This window comes from Streptococcus sp. OMI750, assembly GCF_047463895.1.
Classification (GTDB): domain Bacteria; phylum Bacillota; class Bacilli; order Lactobacillales; family Streptococcaceae; genus Streptococcus.
Window position 1 is genome coordinate 25737 of sequence record NZ_JASHCZ010000002.1, and the last position, 17701, is coordinate 43437.

At 42.0% G+C, this 17701-nt stretch carries 16 protein-coding genes; 1 reads left to right on the forward strand and 15 read right to left on the reverse strand.

The annotated features are described in order from the left end of the window. Nucleotides 1-159: 159 nt before the first annotated feature. From QM830_RS04730 to recJ, 6 genes are all read right to left on the reverse strand, one after another. The gene (locus tag QM830_RS04730; protein WP_414325800.1) at nt 160-756 is read right to left on the reverse strand and encodes a TipC family immunity protein; all 597 of its coding nucleotides are present in this window, start codon (nt 754-756) and stop codon (nt 160-162) included. Further along, nucleotides 756-2411 carry a hypothetical protein gene (locus tag QM830_RS04735; protein WP_414326064.1) on the reverse strand — a complete coding sequence of 552 codons (1656 nt, stop codon included), beginning with the start codon at nt 2409-2411 and terminating at the stop codon, nt 756-758. Before QM830_RS04735 ends, QM830_RS04730 begins: the two co-directional genes overlap by 1 nt. Next, entirely contained in the window at nt 2408-2782 is a 375-nt protein-coding gene (locus tag QM830_RS04740) for a hypothetical protein (protein WP_009731320.1), read from the reverse strand. The genes QM830_RS04735 and QM830_RS04740 overlap by 4 nt, the downstream gene beginning before the upstream one ends. Next, complete coding sequence (locus QM830_RS04745; RefSeq protein WP_009731321.1) at nt 2770-3042, reverse strand: hypothetical protein; 273 nt, start codon at nt 3040-3042, stop codon at nt 2770-2772. Before QM830_RS04745 ends, QM830_RS04740 begins: the two co-directional genes overlap by 13 nt. Before the next feature lie 202 nt (nt 3043-3244). After that, complete coding sequence (locus QM830_RS04750) at nt 3245-3841, reverse strand: TipC family immunity protein (protein WP_414325801.1); 597 nt, start codon at nt 3839-3841, stop codon at nt 3245-3247. Further along, nucleotides 3838-6063, reverse strand: a complete 2226-nt coding sequence (gene recJ / locus QM830_RS04755; RefSeq protein WP_414325802.1) for a single-stranded-DNA-specific exonuclease RecJ — start codon at nt 6061-6063, stop codon at nt 3838-3840. Before recJ ends, QM830_RS04750 begins: the two co-directional genes overlap by 4 nt. Nucleotides 6064-6532: 469 nt before the next feature. Between recJ and QM830_RS04760 the strand changes: the two genes are divergently transcribed. Next, complete coding sequence (locus QM830_RS04760; RefSeq protein WP_414325803.1) at nt 6533-10357, forward strand: Spy0128 family protein; 3825 nt, start codon at nt 6533-6535, stop codon at nt 10355-10357. 55 nt (nt 10358-10412) lie between these two features. On the opposite strand, the gene QM830_RS04765 is transcribed toward QM830_RS04760, so the two are convergent. The 9 genes from QM830_RS04765 to miaA form a co-directional block, all read right to left on the reverse strand. Next, nucleotides 10413-11186, reverse strand: a complete 774-nt coding sequence (locus tag QM830_RS04765; protein ID WP_414325804.1) for a hypothetical protein — start codon at nt 11184-11186, stop codon at nt 10413-10415. A 342-nt stretch (nt 11187-11528) separates the two neighbouring features. Further along, nucleotides 11529-11933, reverse strand: a complete 405-nt coding sequence (locus tag QM830_RS04770; RefSeq protein WP_414325805.1) for a GNAT family N-acetyltransferase — start codon at nt 11931-11933, stop codon at nt 11529-11531. 1 nt (nt 11934) lies between these two features. Continuing rightward, complete coding sequence (locus QM830_RS04775; RefSeq protein WP_414325806.1) at nt 11935-12645, reverse strand: class I SAM-dependent methyltransferase; 711 nt, start codon at nt 12643-12645, stop codon at nt 11935-11937. Nucleotides 12646-12655: 10 nt separating this feature from the next. After that, nucleotides 12656-13411, reverse strand: coding sequence for an SDR family NAD(P)-dependent oxidoreductase (locus tag QM830_RS04780; protein ID WP_414325807.1), 756 nt, complete (start codon nt 13409-13411; stop codon nt 12656-12658). Nucleotides 13412-13439: 28 nt separating this feature from the next. Further along, nucleotides 13440-13931 (reverse strand): hypothetical protein, encoded by a 492-nt coding sequence (locus QM830_RS04785; RefSeq protein ID WP_414325808.1) that lies wholly within the window; start codon nt 13929-13931, stop codon nt 13440-13442. A gap of 27 nt (nt 13932-13958) precedes the next feature. Further along, nucleotides 13959-14888 (reverse strand): ribonuclease Z, encoded by a 930-nt coding sequence (gene rnz / locus QM830_RS04790; RefSeq protein WP_414325809.1) that lies wholly within the window; start codon nt 14886-14888, stop codon nt 13959-13961. Between the two features lie 3 nt (nt 14889-14891). Next, nucleotides 14892-15521, reverse strand: a complete 630-nt coding sequence (locus QM830_RS04795) for a cystathionine beta-lyase (RefSeq protein ID WP_414325810.1) — start codon at nt 15519-15521, stop codon at nt 14892-14894. Then, nucleotides 15505-16752: a GTPase HflX gene (gene hflX, locus QM830_RS04800; RefSeq protein ID WP_414325811.1), complete on the reverse strand. Its 1248-nt coding sequence runs from the start codon at nt 16750-16752 to the stop codon at nt 15505-15507. The genes QM830_RS04795 and hflX overlap by 17 nt, the downstream gene beginning before the upstream one ends. Then, nucleotides 16745-17632, reverse strand: a complete 888-nt coding sequence (gene miaA, locus QM830_RS04805; protein WP_414325812.1) for a tRNA (adenosine(37)-N6)-dimethylallyltransferase MiaA — start codon at nt 17630-17632, stop codon at nt 16745-16747. Before miaA ends, hflX begins: the two co-directional genes overlap by 8 nt. Nucleotides 17633-17701 lie beyond the last annotated feature (69 nt).

Below are 17701 nucleotides of genomic sequence, written 5' to 3' on the forward strand. Positions count from 1 at the left end.
GATTGTCGAGCAAGACGCAGTGGTTGAGTGGGCTCTACTACGCTGATTTCATCAGCTTTTACAGCCCTACTCAACTGTGCGGAGGTGGGACGACGAAATCGAATTCTAACGAATGACCGATTTCTGTCCCACTTTCATAATAATTGTTAGAAGAACCTTTTACTGTCCTTCTATTAATTTGTTGTACTCGATTTTCATATCCCCCAAGTTTTTCAGGGAATAACGGGAGCTTCCGTTTTTAAACCAAGTACCCAGGATATATTGCTCGGCGACCTTCTTACTTTGGTTTTTCAACCAAGTGCGGTCTTTGCCATAGGTGGCAAGTTGCTCAAGGAGTTGTTGGCCCTCGTAGGTAGTATCTTCTTTAGAAAGGTAGACCTCTTTCTGGAAAAACAACTTTTTGGATGAGTTGTATTTAAATATAAAACCAAGTGTCACACCTTTTTGTAGTTCAAGATCATACATATAGGTCCAGTTGGGCGTTCCCCTAAACATCATCACGGACAGTTCTTCGTTAGCATCGACAATTCCTTTAGAATAGGGGTAGGTCTGAAAATCCTCATTTTCTTTCCAAATACCATCGTTCCCTATCGTTTCTGTATAGGGCTTAAGCATCACATAGCGCATCAGCCCACCATTTTCAGCGTAGTTGATTTCTTCCATGGGGTTTTTGAGGCTCAGGTAGATTCCTAACCAATAGAGGCAAAAAAGTAGGACGGGAATCAACCAAACAAATAATTTAAGTTTTTGCTTCATTATTCATCTTTCTTATATTGCATTTCTTCTTTTTCCAAACTTTCAATGAACAGGTAGGATGAATTATACTTTTCATGTTCCTTCAGATATTCCATTGACTGTTCCTCTGAAGATCTTTCATAAACTGGTACTAGACTTTCAAAAATAGTTGATTTAACTTCATTCAAATCCACGTTTTGTTTAAATTCTTTCTCTCTTAAATTTGGAGAGCTTTGCAGATCATTGAAGTAACTATTCATTGCTTGCGTATAAGATTGAGTATTCGAAGTCATACGTTTTACAATATTAACAGAATCTAAGTCTGCAAGATAATCATCCATTCCAATACTTGGTTGCATATCGGTCGCATTTGTAGTAGTATCACCTTCCCAGCCCGATAAGTCTTTAACATTTTTTCTTCCACCATAAAAATCAGCTAAAGCAAACCATCTAGAATTTAGATGTGTGGCCATTGTGATAGACTGGTGAGTAAAGTCAGCTTTTCGATACATACTTTTTGCAACCGATTGAACTTCATTAGCGGAAATATTGTAAACATTCTCTGCTTCAATACCAAACTCATGTAATTCTTTATCATTGAACTTACCAAATTTACGTTTCGAACCTGATACTGCATGCTGTAAGGATAACATTCCATAAAGATGTTTTGACTCCTCTTTACTTAATCCTAGTTCATCCATAATTTCATCAAAGCTCTTCACTAAATGAACAAGAACACGATTTATTATCTCTTCATCGTAAAAATAATTAACTAAAGAACCCGCAGTTTGATCCCACTTAAATCCCGTATATGAGGCGCTTCCAAGAACCCTAAGAAGTATGTAATCTTTTTCCTCTTGAGACTTATCTGGGAATTTTTTATCAATGCCATCTCTGACTTTTATGATTTCCCTTGCCGTCTGCTCGTTAAATCCATACTGCACCATCAGGTTCTGAGCAAACATTGCGTCTTCTGGGGACAGATCTTGTAAACTTGGGGATTCGCTTACTATTTTCTGAGCCTTTAATTCATCAACCCAAGTCATATCTAGCCCATCTGTATAGTAATTACCATTAGCATCAACAACCACTTGACTTAACTGACTTGCTCCTTGAATAGCAAGTTGAAGAACAGTTAAACTGTCTGAGAAAAATGATGCGACTTGAGATACAAACAATTCCAACTCATTAATTTTCTTTGTCACACTCTGAATTTCTGACTCTAGATTATTTTTTGAGTCAGTCAATTGACGAGAAGTCTCACGATGGGCATCGGAATTAAAAGTATCTTTTAATTTATTAAAAAAGCTCTCATGCTCAGCAATCTGTTCATTAACAACTGTTAACATGTCTTCTTTACTTTTTTTGAGAGCTTTTAATTCTTCTAAATCAAGATTTCCATATTGAGATACAGGTTCATTTGCTGTTTTATATGAATTCAACTCGATCTGAATATCATCCACTGCTTCCTTGATTTTCGTAATTGCAGGGATAATAATATCGGTAAAAAGTCCTTTACCCGCAGTATATGCAGCTCCCTGTAATTTACCTGAATCCAAAGAACTTACCAAATAAGCGCAACCATTTGATAATCTTTCTGTAATTTCATTTGCAATTTCTATATTGTTTGATAGTGCTTCAATTAATGCACTAGATTCTGCAGAACTATATTTCACTCCCAAGGCAATCGATTCCTTTCTGATATTAATTTATCTCTTTGTTCATCCGTATTTCGACGGATCGATTGACTCCATTTTTCTATGTCATCAAAATGGATTTGCACATATTCGGACATTTGACGACGCAGTTCTTGATTATTTTCTAACTCCTGAATTCTAAATTGTGTTGACATATCCGATTCTTTTAGTAATGAGTCCACGCCAGAAGACAGCTGTTCAAATTGCTCAGCTAAATAAAGAACTCTGTTTTCATGTCGCTTCTGTAATAATTTTAAATCATCTTCCTTTTCTTCAAGTTCTATAATTTTTCGAGTCAAAGTAGAGCGCTCTTTTTCGCTCTTATCTATTTTTTTATTTAATGATTCCATCTTTGAGATTCCTCTATATCTCTCTTTTCAATTACAGCAGCAATTTGAGGGAACTTGTTGGCTTGAATTAGAACTGCTTGACTAAATTCGCTAATAGCCTGAAGAACTGAATTTGTTACCTCCTTTCCATTTTCCATTCCTGTAATTTCTTGGGTGTAAGAAAATGAAACTTGCTGATTTTGCACATTACTGGTATCAACTGAAACCAGCTCACTAATTGCATCTGCAGCTGAAATAGCATTTGATTGTATTAAGGCCATTTAATTCCTCCAAATAATTTTTTTAAGAGACCACTCTTAGTTTTCCACTTAGTTAGAAGTATTATAACATCCTTTTATAATTAAAAAAAGCTTAGTTAGTAGTATCTAAGCCTCATTGTAACTGATCTCCTATTATATTTATATACACTAAAAAATCCCACATCTGAAGAAGATGCGGGATAATAATTGTTAGAAAAGCCTTTTACTGTTTTCTTATTAATTTGTTGTACTCGATTTTCATGTCACCCAGGTTTTTCAAAGAGTAACGGGAGCTTCCGTTTTTAAACCAAGTACCCAGGATATATTGCTCGGCGACCTTCTTGCTTTGGTTTTTCAACCAAGTGCGGTCTTTGCCATAGGTGGCAAGGTTATCAAGGAGTTGCTGGCCCTCGTAGGTAGTATCTTCTTTAGAAAGGTAGACCTCTTTCTGGAAAAACAACTTTTTGGATGAGTTGTATTTAAATATAAAACCAAGTGTCACACCTTTTTGTAGTTCAAGATCATACATATAGGTCCAGTTGGGCGTTCCCCTAAACATCATCACGGACAGTTCTTCGTTAGCATCGACAATTCCTTTAGAATAGGGGTAGGTCTGAAAATCCTCGTTTTCTTTCCAAATACCATCGTTCCCTATCGTTTCTGTATAGGGCTTAAACATCACATAGCGCATCAGCCCACCATTTTCAGAGTAAGCGATCTCCTCCATAGGATTTTTGAGGCTTAGATAGATTCCAAACCAATAAAGAGCAAAAAGTAGGATGGGAATTAGGCAGAGAGTAATTTTTAGACGTTTTTTCATGAGGCCTGTTCTGTCAGATAGTCATAGATTTCGCGAACGGTTCCAAGAGCCATCAATTCCTGCTCTTTCACGGTTTGTTTGAGGTTTTGGTAGATGGTGCTTTCAGCGATTTCCCGTTTTTCTGCTTCTTTATTGACCTTCATGATGCCATTTTCAATGGTCACAAAGCCCAGCTCTTGGAAGATCTGGATCATTTTGACCAAGAGGATCTGCTGGATCTTGAGATAGGCTGCTAGGTCTTTCAGTTTGTAGCGGACATCGAACTCAGGGTATTGGTAGATGGTCTTATAGAGCTTGGCATACTGGTCCCTGCTCCCGTACCCTGTCAGATAGTAGGCTTTGGGGATCTCATTTTTGAAATAGACAGCCTGGAAATCATGCTCTTGAAAAATTTGCCGTAAGGACTCTATATCCTCAGGGATATTTCCAACCACTACAGCGGGCGCGCCTGTCAGATCCGGCAGTTCTTGGGTAAAGTCGAGAACAGGAACACCTGCGGGGAGACTGGCATTTTTGGAGCGGATATTAAAGAGCTGGACTCCGTCCACACGCGCATCGACCAGCATGAGCTGCAGAGTTGTTTGGCCATTCCATTGGTTGACCGACAACTGCACAGCTAGCTCTAGGTCTTGCGCCTGGGCAAACTCTGCCTCTAAGCTTCCCAATCCAAAGGCAACCACCTCAAAGGTCGCATCTTCTTGAGAGATTTTGAGTTTCAAATGGGTATTGCCGGCTCCCATCGAGCGCGCCCCTTCTACCTTGAAATTACGGACCAGAAAGACCGGCTTTTTATTATCCATGCCAAAAGGACTCAAGCGATCAAAGCTTTTCAAGGTTTCAAGCGTTAATTCTGTTAGATGCAGTTCCTCGTCGATGGCTAAGCTAGACTTGCTGCTGAGATCAATCTCTTGTTCTGCAATGTAATCCGTAAGAGCCTGAGACAGGGCAGGGAGTTGGTCCACCTCGAGCGTCATCCCTGCTGCACCGGAATGTCCTCCAAAGGCGACAAAGAGCGACCGGTGAGGATCGAGGGCCTCAAAGATATTGACCGACTCAGGACTTCGAGCGCTTCCTTTTGCCCGCCCATCTTCGATGCTTAAAACAACAACTGGCTGATGAAGCTCTTCCAATAGACGACCGGCGACAATACCAAGGACACCTGGATTCCAGCCTTCTTTGGCCAAGACTTGGGCGGACAAGCTTGGATCGACCATGGTTTTTGCTTCATCGTAGATGCTTTGAACAATCTCTTTTCGTTCTTCATTCTTCTGATGAATCATGAGGGCAATCTCGTGCGCCTCTTCATCGTCAAATCCTGTCAGGAGTTCAATGGCCGGATTGGGATCATCGAGGCGTCCAAGGGCATTGAGACGAGGAGCAATCTGAAAACCAACCGTTTCTTCATTGACATCCTCCGGACGAATCCCTGCGATCTTCAAGAGCTCCTGCAAGCCCATGCGCTGGGTATGTTGGAGAACACCCAGACCGTATTTGACCAGAATTCGATTTTCATCTGTCAGACTCACCATGTCAGCGATGGTCCCGATCGCGACCAAATCTAAAAGATCAACCGGCACTTCTTCTAAGAGGGCACAGGCCAACTTAAAGGCCACACCACAACCTGCTAGATAATGGAAGGGATAAGCCGCATCTGGATGCTCCGGATGGATGATCGCATAAGCATCCGGCAAGTCCTCTGGCATAGAGTGGTGGTCCGTTACAATGACATCTACTCCCATTGCCTGAGCCATGGCGATGGCTTGATTACCCGCGACACCATTGTCCACCGTGACAATCAAAGAAATACCTTGCTGCTCGATAAAGTACTTGTAGACACTCTCATTGGGACCATAGCCGTCTGTGAAGCGGTTGGGTAGGTAGACTTGCACCTCTGCTCCCATCTGCTCCAAGGTTTCCTTCATAATAGAGGCCGAAGTCATCCCGTCCGCGTCATAGTCTCCATAGATGAGGATCTGCTCGTAATCTTCGATGGCCCGACGAATGCGCTCCACTGCCTTGTCCATATCATGGAGCAAATAAGGGTCGTGAAGGTTCTCTAACTTGGGTTCTAAAAAATCTTCTAAATCCTCTTTGGTCTGAATGCCACGCTCATACAGTAAGGTTGCTACGGACGCTTCTAGGCCTGCTTTTTTAGCAAGGGCTAAAAAGGCCTCATCTGCACTTGGCGAAGCTAACTGCCAATCGTATTTTGAAGTGATCATCTAGCTTTTAGTCTCCTCTTTTTCTTATCTGAATATTATATCATGAAAGCAAGAAATGTCGGGAAATAAAGGGTCAGACAGATCTTGAAACAAAATGAACAGCAACCTCTATTTTTGTTGCATTTGGCTTGACTTATAGGTACAAAAACTTATAATATATTATAATAATAATCTTTTTAAATATGTGATGGGATGATTATTCTGTTATAATTTCGAACGTTTATTATCGTTTTAACATTACTAAGCTTGTCATTCACCTTATTTTTCTATGTAAACAAACGTAATTAGAGGCTTTGATGCGGATCTGATCGCTGAGGTTGTTACTTTTAGCTAACAGATCGTTTATAGATCCATCATCAAATAAGGCGACTAGTTTCAAGGAGTAGAAATTAGAAGCCTTTCTGTTTTAGAATATATCACTATATAGAAAAAGGGGAGAAGGCATGCAAAAGAAAGGAAATGAGGCCAATTGAAATCTCTTTATAAAAAGATAGTTGCATTTGTAGCTATCATCGCTGTGGTAGCCTTAGGATTGTCTGTGATCAAACCTGTCAGTGCAGCCACTGTAACGCCAACAGTATCCAATCTAAAAGCTCAGGCAACTGGACAAAAAGTTACATTTTCATTTGACTGGGATTTAACTGGGAAGTCAGTCAAAGAAGGTGATACGTTCACCATTGATGCTCCTGAAGGTGTCAATATCACTGAAGTAGCAACTCAATCCCTCCAAGCAAATGGAGCTGAAGTCGCGACCATTTCGATGACAAACAAAAAGATTACTTTTACCTTTAAAAAAGCCATCGAATCCATGAACCAAAACGTAAAAGGTGGATTCTCATACAAAGCAGAATGGGACAATACTCCAGGAAATCCTGGAAATAAAACTGCCACTTCTAATGTCGGTTCGGAATCCGTTGTCATCACTCGTCCTGATGGACCTGGCGTGTTTGAATCTGTTTTGAACAAGTACAACCGTACTGGTGACTATGTAACTAAGCAATTCAAATTAGACGCATCTGAAAACTACGCATGGATGAATGTTGGAGATGACTATTATTTAACTACTTGGTTCATCCGTATCAACGGAGATGGTAAGAAACAAGCCATCACAAATCCTGTTGTATCAGATAAAATCCAAGCTCCAGCTGTCGATTACTCAAAAATCACTTTTGCTCCAGCTGCCAATCACGCTGCAAGTGAATTCTTCGTTGGAACATACTTGAAACCATCCTTCACATTAAGAAAAGGTGGACAAGTGGTTGCTTCAGGATGGGACTTCTGGCAACATGTGAAATTCGATGCAGACGGTAATGGATTTACCGTGAATTTATCAGATGTCAGTGATGTATTTAAAACAGCGTCTAGCGATGAATTGATCGTTGAATACCAAACATTAATTCCTAAGACAACTATTCGCGTAGATAACAATGCTACGTTAACAGCTGATGAAATCAAAACACCACAAACAGATCCTGCATTCTGGAATAACACAGAATTGAACTTCTGGGTAACTGGTGACAAGACTGTTACAGTTCAAAAAGAATGGGTTGGCGATAGCGAAGCAGATCGTAAAGATATCACTGTTCAATTAGTAGCTGATGGTAAAAAATTAGACGGAATGACTAAGACCTTGACAAAGGCTTCTGGTTGGCAAGCAGAATTTACTAAATTACCAGGTATCAAAGACGGTAAGAAGATTGAGTACTCCGTAGTGGAAACAAATACACCTGATGGATATACTTCAAAAGTTGAACCAATCAATGAGTCGAATGTTATCAAAGTTGTAAACACTTCAAATAAACCAAAAGTTACTGAAACCACTGCAAATCTTGTTATAAAAAAAACTTTCGAAATAGCCGGCGATCAGGAACATACACAAGTTCCGATCACAGAAGGTCAATTCGAATTTGTCTTGAAAGACGAAAATAACAAAGTAGTCGAAACTGCCAAGAACCAAGCAGATGGCACTGTTAACTTTAAGTCTCTGACTTTCAATAAAGAAGGTACTCATACTTATACCATCACTGAAAATAAGGGTACAGATACTAGTGTCAACTATAGTACACAAAGTATCAAGGCTACTGTCGATGTGAAGAAAGATAACGACAAACTCGTTGCTACTGTCACTTACTCAGGTGGAGATGGTGAACAAAAAAATACGATCACCAATACTCAAAATAAACCAAAAGTTTCAAATGCTAAGGTAACCTTAAAACTTAAAAAAGCATTTGAAGGTGGCGAACTGAAGGGCGATGACTTTGAGTTTGTTGCAAAAGATGCAAACGATAAAGTTGTTGGTACAGCTAAGAACAAAGAAGATGGTTCGATTACTTTTGATACCATCACTGTAGACCACGCAGGAACATTCAACTATACCATCACTGAAACAAAAGGTAGTGACAAAACCATTACCTACAGTGATAAAACCATCACGGCTACGGTTGTAGTGGTTGAAAAAGACAATGCTTTAGTTGTCGAACAAATCAACTACTCTGATGGTCAAACTAACACAGATACGTTCATCAACAAAAAAGAAGCTCCTAAAACAGAAAGTACAAAAGCTACTCTTCAAGTGAAAAAGCTCTTTAAAGAAGATGAAACAACCTTACCGATGGCAGACAATCAATTTGAATTTGTCTTAAAAGAAGGAAACACTACCCTTGAAACTGCCAAGAACAAGGCAGATGGTACTGTAACCTTTAAGGAACTTTCTTATACTGCAGAAGGAACACACACTTACACCATTACCGAAAACAAAGGTACGGATGCTTCTATCAACTATAGCACACAAACCATCACGGCTACTGTTGCTGTGAAGAAAGCAAACGACAAACTCGTCGCTACTGTGACTTACTCAGGTGGAGATACTGAAAAAGGTAATACCTTCACAAATACGAAGACACCTCCGACACCTCCAACGCCTGTTCCTCCAACAGTGAAACCAACGTCAGCTCAATTTAAGGCTAAAAAAGTTTTGGCGATCAATGGTTCGAGCGATCGTACATTAAAAGCTAATGAATTTACTTTCCTTCTCAAGGATCAAAATGGTACAGTCCTTGATACCAAGACAAATGGTGAGAATGGTGATATTCTCTTCAATCCAGTAACCTTTAGCAAGGCCGGTACTTTCACCTACACAATCGCTGAACAAAAACCAGCTACGCCAGAATCCGCTATTACTTATGATGAAACTGTTCATACTGTAACAGTAACTGTCACAAAAGATGCAACTGGACAATTGACTGCGGATGTGAAATACGATGGTAAGATGGATACTCTTACTTTTACCAACACGTATACACCTCCGACACCTCCAACTCCAAGTGAAAAACAAATTACCACAAGTAAGATTTTAGAAGGTCGTGACCTTCAAGGTGGTGAATTTAGCTTTAACCTCTTGGACGAAAATGGAACTGTTCTTCAAACAAAACAAAATGCTGCAGATGGTACAGTGACATTTGATGCGATCGCCTACACGGAAGCGATGATTGGTACTCATAAATATACCATTAAAGAAGTCGTATCAGCTGATAAGGCAAACATCCAATATGATGAAGGTCAAGTGGATGTCACAGTTACCGTCACAAAAGATGAAGCATCAAATGCGATTCAAGCGGTAGTTTCTTATGGTGACAAGAAAACCTTTATCAACAAGGTGATTCCACCAACCCCACCAACAATTGATACCCCTGAATTAAAACTCTATACACTTAAAGTGCGGAAAGTGAATGAAAAGGGTGATTATCTTGCAGGTGCCATTTTTGGACTCTTTGAAGCAGATGGTGTGACACCTGTTGCCAACCCATATGGACAAGGCCAAGCGCAAGCAATTTCTGGTCAAGATGGGCTTGCAAGCTTTGTTGGATTTGAAGCGAAAGATTACGTGATCAAAGAGATCTCTGCTCCAAGTGGTTACCAACTTTCAAATGAAGTTATCAAAGTTTCTGTAAGCGACTATGTTGCTGCTACAAACCTTGTTGTTGATAAAGGAAACGTGGTAAATAAACTTCTTCCACCTCCACCATCAACAGATAAACCGAAAGCATCAACACCTCCACCATCAACAGATAAACCGAAAGCATCAACACCTCCATCGTCAAATGAAGATAAGCCGAAGCCTAGTGGCAAGCCTAAATCTAGTGAAACTCCTAAATCTAGTGACAAGCCTAAAGAAAGTAAGCTATCTCTTCCTTCAACAGGAACGGAAGATCATTTAGGACTTCTTGTAACTGGTTTGACATTCGTCGCTACAGCTATTGCTTCTATGACACTTAAGAAGAAAGAAGACTTCTAAGAAACATGAAAGATCTAGTCAAACGTGACTAGATCTTTTTCTGTATCTGCTTCTCTTACTCCACCTTATTTTGATCTTCATAAAAAATAACTTTTCCATCTTTAACTTTGAAGGAGTAATTGAGCGTGTCACCCGAATCATCTTTATGATTGGAATAATAGAAACTATAAGCACCATCTGGCAGATCGCTCGCATCTAGCTTTTTAGCAGCCTTCTTCAAGTCCTGATCCGTTGTGACAGATGCACTATCATCGACAAAAATAGTCATATCTACAAGCTCTTGATCCATCAAAGTTTGAAAAGGGATTTGATAGTAGCCAGCAAAGTCCTTCTTTCCTTCTTTAAGATTTTGGGTGGCAATGGCATCCAACCTTGCCTCTTTCTCTTCTTTATAAAAGTCCCCAAAGAAACTAATGAAATGAATAGGGAGACCGATCTTTTGTTTCTTTAATTGTTTCTCAATTTTATCTTCCTGTTCTTTAATAGATTTCTGCTCCAAAAAAGCTTTCTTATATTCTGGAAGATGGTCATTATATGAATCTGACCAGTCACCCGCAAAAGTTGTTTTCTGTTCTAATGATACCGTTTGATCATCGTAGGTTTTCTCAGAGTAGGTATAGCTTACATGATACTGTGGGAATTCCAAAGCAGTCCAATCCAGTTTGTTTATGGTAACAGTTCCATGCAGACCAACTTGAGCAAGCTCACTACTAACAACTTCTTTAGCCTTTTTGTAATCGCTCGATGTCATGATCTTACAACTGCTTAGAACCATCGTTAAGAATAAAATGGGAACTAGGAGTAAAAGGGAATAACCTTTATTTTTCATAGGTCTACCTCCAAAAATAGAAAACTTCCAAAAGTTAGCTAGAGAACTAGCAAGAACTAGATGAAGAAGGGTTCTCACAAGTTGAAATGCTCCTCAACGTATTCAATTATCTAGCTCTATTCTACCATTATTTACAAGGAATATCAGGAAAAACAAGAAAAGAGAGTGGGACAGAAATCAGTAATTCGTTAGAATTCGATTTCGTCGTCCCACCTCCGCACAGTTGAGTAGGGCTGTAAAAGCTGATGAAATCAGCGTAGTAGAGCCCACTCAACCACTGCGTCTTGCTCGACAATCCAAAAACAATTAAGAGGCTAGGACTTCTGTCCCACTCTCTCTCCGTCAATTTTTATAGATCATCCCTGTACAGGCTTGCTCGGAAAGTTCGACAAAGCCGAGAGACTGGTAAAAGGCTAGATTTTTCTCGCTCCGTTCAGTAACAAGGAGCCGTTGATAGACATGGGGGAAAGTTTCAAAAGCCTCTTCTAAGAGTTTCTTTCCGATGCCTTGGCGCTGGTGATCTGGTCGCACCAAGAGGTCCTGCACCAACAGGACAGAGTGCCCATCTCCTACCAAGCGAATGTAAGCGACGAGCTCTTTCTCATCATAGACTGCTAACTGCCAGAGACTGGCTTTTACAGCTTCTTCTAGCATGATTGGATAGTTGGTATAATTGGTCCAGCCGACCGAGCTGTAGAGTGCGACTAGGTCTGTCATCGCTGGAATTTCTTTTTTATACTCTAACATCTTAACTCCTTTTTAACCGAAAGTGCTGGAAGAAGGCTATCTCCCGGTAAGGGGACTCCTGGCAGACTGCCAGCTCCATCTGAAGCATAGACTCTCGCCAGCCTTCTTGGCCTTTGAAGCGATTATCCTGCAAGCCATAGAAAACTCGAATTCCTTGGTAGTCCTGAACTTCGAGGTCTAGGTTTTCGACTGCTCTATCTAGATCATAGGCCTGGGCCAAGCCCATGGAGTGGGTTTCCAGATCCTGACCTGCTAGGAGATCGAGGGCCTTCTGAGGATCATTCTCAAAGACGACGGTCTGCAGGACGCGTCCGACTTCATTGTGCTTGACGATGGAGAGCAGGCCGCCTGGTTTCAAGAGACGGGTGAATTCCTTGAGAACCAGCTTGCGATCCTCTACATACTCCAAGACATTGTGGCAAAGGATGATCTCAAAGCTAGCATCTTCAAGACTTGCTAACTGGCCCAGACTTCCGACCAGTTGCTGGTAGGGATGGTCCTTAGCCCGCAAGGTGACCATTTCTTCATTCGGCTCCACAGCAAGGACTTGATTTTCTTTCGCTAGGTGGTTAGCCATCAGGCCAAAGCCACTGCCGAAATCAAGCACTTGCTTACCTTTGATGTCTTTTAATTGTTCAAAAAGGATATCATAATAGATCTGTCCCCAGGGTTGCTGGATATTTTCTAAATAGGCTTGAATATTAGCTGCCATCTGGCTCCTCCTATTTGTAATTAAACATCTTGCTGGCGAGCTTGTCCGAGATGCGAGGGAAAAGGGTATAGAGCTTGTGGGTCAGGTTCAAGAGCCAAGGCAAATTAAGCTCGCGTTTTGGTTTTCCAAAGTTTTTCACGATCTTCTTAGCCACAAAGTCTGGTTCCAAAATGTAGCGGTCCACAGCCTTGACATAGCTTCCGTCTGGGTCTGCCTGGTCAAAGAAACTAGTCCGAATTGGTCCTGGATTGACTGTCGTCACATGGACACCAAAGGGCATGAGTTCCAAACGCAAAGCGTTGGAGAAGCCGATGGCTGCAAACTTAGTGGCCGAATAAAGGCTAGATTTGGCTGTTGCAACTAAGCCCGCCATGCTGACGATATTGACAATGTGCCCCTTGCCTGCTGCCTTCATATGCGCACCAATCAAGCGTGAAAGCTGCATGAGGGCAAAGGTATTGACCTCAAACATATCCTGTACCTGCTGGTCAGATATGCTATCAAAGGCCTCAAAGATCCCATAGCCTGCATTGTTGACCAAGACATCGATTTTTCCATAGCGCTGAGTCAGCTCTTCGACAAGCTGTTGGACAGCTGATGGATCGGTGATATCGATTCCGATGCACTCGGTTTGAGGATGATTGGCATAGAGTTTTTCCAGTTTTTCTTGATTTCTACCTAAGAGAATCAGCCGGTCTTCAGGGAGGAGCTTGACCATTTCCTGTGCCAAGCCTCCACTTGCTCCTGTGATGATGATAGTTCGCATCTCTATTCCTTTCAATGGGTTGGTCCTATTAATGAAATCTTATTCCAGCTAAATAGTCAGCATAAGCATCATCAATAATAGGAGCAAAGAGATGATAATCCTCCCAGCTACCTAAAAATTCTAAAGGCAAGTCATCCAAATCATTGATGACAAATTCGGAATAATCATCCATATACTGGTGTTCATAATAGTCAGTTACAAAAGCTTGAAACTCCTCTTTGATATCCATTGTTCCCAACTTACCATCGCACCAGTCTAAAAGATAATCAACGCCCAACGTTTGCTCGTTCTTTACACTCTGGCATGCTGTTTCTTCATCAGGAGACATCGTTTCTTTCGCATCCTGCTGAATGAGCCAAGTAAGGAAGAATCCGATATGATTGGCAGCCCAACGATAAATCTCGCGGAAATCATTTTGGGTTAATGCTTCTTCTTGTAATTGATAGCTGTGCAAATAGTTGCTTACTGTGTTCTCAAAATACCAATCTGCTTTATCTAATAAACGATTTTCAACTGTCATCTTATTTCCTCTTGATGAACCTGTACATCACAATTCTACTTCTTCCAAATCCTTAACCACATGGACCTTCTCAAAAATTGTTGCAGCATCCTTGCGCAATTGACTGATATCCTTGGAGAGGAAGCGGGCACTGATATGGTTGAGAAGAAGGCGTTTGGCTCCTGCTTCACGCGCCACTTCTGCCGCCTGCATATTGGTCGAGTGTCCGTGCTTCCGAGCAATCTTCTCATCGCCCTTGCCATAGGTGGACTCGTGAACTAGCACATCCGCATTGACTGCTAGTCGTACACTAGCATTTGTCTTTCGTGTATCGCCAAGGATGGTGATGACCTTACCAGGTCGAGGAGCTGAAATATAGTCTGCCGCAATGATCTTGGTGCCATCCTCTAATGTAACATCCTGCCCATTTTTAACCTGGCCAAAGAGTGGTCCAAATGGCACTCCTGCTGCCTTGAGCTTCTCAGCATCCAATGTTCCTTCTAGGTCTTTTTGCGTGATGCGATAGCCCACACAGAAGATGGTATGATCCAAAGCTTCTGCATGAACTGTAAATTTATCGGTTTCTAAAATTTTTCCTAGAGAGTTTTCATCAAACTCATGAAAATGGATGCGGTAAGGCAGACGCGAACCCGATACGCGAAGACTGGTCATGACAAAGGATTTGATGCCAGCTGGACCATAAATATCCAGATCCGTCTGCTCTTCATTAGCCTGGAAAGCCCGGCTAGAGAGGAAACCTGGCAAACCAAAAATATGGTCCCCATGTAAGTGAGTGATAAAGATCTTGCTAACCTTTCGTGGACGAATGGTCGTTTCTAAAATTTGATTCTGTGTCCCTTCACCACAATCAAAGAGCCAGACTTCATTAATCTCATCTAGCAATTTGAGCGCTAAGCTCGATACGTTCCGGGCTTTTGAGGGTTGCCCAGCTCCCGTTCCTAAAAATTGAATGTCCATTGTCTACTTTCTATCTATATAAATCATGGCCGTCCGGTTCTCTGAACGGAACGAAAGGTTGAAAGGATAGGCTTGAGCCAACTCAAGCAACTCCTCTTGGTTATAACCTGACAGTTTTAAGCGTCCATCTTCTAAGGTCAACAAGTCAGAAAGGGCTGTGAGGTCCTCCGTTTTGGTGACCACTTCTGGGCCGGCCTCTTGCAGACAGATCTTGCCATCTTTTTCAAAGACTAAACAATGTGGAAAGATCTCTGCGATTTCGAATAAAATCGAAGGGGTGATTTCCGCCGCTGGATGTTCAGCAAAGACACAGGCTATCTCTTCATTTACATAGGCCAAGCCATAAGACTGGCCTGATAAGTTGAGGCGGATAAAAGGTTTTTGTTCATCAAAGCTTTTCTGAACTGTGAATAAGTCAAATGCTCGGCTCAAGTCCAAGAAATAATCCATGGCCTCCTTGGGGCTCTTCTTTTGGTAGAGCTCAGCGAAATAAGCGTTGATCACACTTGGCGGAGGTGTAATCACACGGAGACGCAAGTCCTCAGGGATGGTGCTTAAAAGATTGGTCAGATAGACCCGATCGAGGCTAGTATAACCTCCATATTTTATCGCTAAATCAACATAATCCGTCATAAAATTCTTCCAACTTCCACTTATTTTTCTCTGCGATATAGCCTTGAATGACCTCGACGTCTTCTTCAAATTCTCGCTGGTCAATGATCGCAACCGTTTCTAGGTCATGTGTCCGATAGGATTTTGAAAAGGGAACCCGAATGGTAAAGGGAACAAAGAGCTCTCTCAATTTTTCTAGGAACAAAGCCTGCAGATCCTCTCGAGCTTTCTCAGAGCGCGCTGAAACCAGGCGGTAAGGTGTCTGGGTTGGGGTAAAGTCCGCTACTTTATCCGCTTTGTTGTAGAGGGTTAAGCGAGGAATCTCCAGCATATCTAAGTCCTTCATGATAGAGAGAACGGTCTTTTCATGCTCTTCATGATTGGGATCAGAAGCATCGATGACATGGACCAAGAGATCCACATTCTTACTTTCCTCCAAAGTTGACTTAAAGCTCGATACTAACTCTGTTGGCAGATCTTGGATAAAGCCAACCGTATCGGTCAGGGTCACTTGCAGATTACCTGTTAGGTGGATGCTCTTGGTTGTGGCGTCCAAGGTCGCAAAAAGTTCATCTGCTTCATATTGGCTCTTACTGGTCAGCTGATTCATAATGGTCGACTTTCCTGCATTGGTATAGCCGATCAAACCAATCTTAAAGACAGGTGATTCCAAGCGTTTTTCACGAAGGGTTTCCCGGTTCTTTTCAACTGCCTTGAGCTGGCGCTCGATATCGGTGATTTGATTGCGAACGCTCCGGCGGTTCAACTCCAACTGACTTTCCCCTGGACCACGAGAACCAATTCCCCCAGCCTGACGGCTGAGCATGATCCCTTGACCGACAAGGCGTGGCAAAAGGTATTTGAGCTGGGCCAAGTGCACCTGCAACTTCCCTTCATGACTCCTAGCCCGCATGGCAAAGATATCTAAAATCAGCTGCATCCGGTCAATGACCTTGACCCCAAGGATTTCTTCTAAATTGACATTTTGACGGGGGGTTAGGCGGTTATTGACAACTACCGTCGTGATCTCATCTGCTTCGACCATTTGAGCGATTTCTTCGAGTTTTCCTGAGCCGACAAAGGTCTTAGTATCGTATTTCTCCCGCTTTTGTGTATAGGAGCCCCGGACATCTCCACCAGCTGTTTTAGCCAGGCTCGCCAACTCCTCCATTGACATATCAAAATTGTCCATGCCTTGAAGTTCCACACCGACCAAAAGGATGCGTTCTTGTTTCTTTTCTGTTTCAATCATGCTGTAAAAACTCCTTTACATCTGCAAGAACCTGCTCCTTGAAGTGGGGGGCAGAAATGGCGTAAAATTTTACTTCCATCCGATTTCGAAACCAGGTCAGCTGCCGTTTGGCAAAACGACGCGTATTGCGCTTGAGGATCTCACTGGCTTCCGCAAGACTCTGCTCTCCCTTAAAGTAAGGAAAGAGTTCCTTGTAGCCAATCCCTTTACTGGCTTGCACATCTGGGTAATGGTCATAGAGCCAGCGAGCTTCATCCAGTAAGCCCTCCTCTAGCATGCGATCTACTCGACGATTGATGCGATCATAGATCAAGGAGCGTTCATCATCTAGACAGATCAGATAGGGTTCATAATCGGTCTCTTCGTTTGCTAGGTCTTTCCCAAAATGCGCAATTTCAAGAGCCCGTATGGCCCGACGGCGATTGATCTGAGGAATCACAAGTCCTTGCTCCATCACCCTTTTGTACAAGTCTTCATCCGAAAGCAAGTCTAATTGAGCCCGATAGGCCAGAATCTCTTCATGGGGAACTTCACCACCAAGATGATAGCCTTCAAGAAGACTTTGGATGTAGAGGCCCGTCCCACCTGCAATGATGGGGAGCTTGCCTCGGGCTGTGATCTCTTCAATCACAATCTTGGCTTCTCTTACAAAATCAAAAGCCGAGTAAGACTCGGTCACCTCCCGCACATCGATCAAATGATGGGAAGCTGCAGCTTGCTCTTCTGGTGTCGCCTTGGCTGTTCCAATATCCAGCTTGCGATAGACTTGCTGGCTATCGCCACTGATGATTTCACCATTGAGGGCTTGCGCCAAATCGATCGCAAGAGCTGTTTTTCCAACCGCAGTCGGTCCCACAATCACAATTATCTTGGTTTTCATCGTTTTTCCTTGCAAAATTCACGTTTTTTCGTTACCATATATTATAACATAAATATTTAAAGTTCAGAA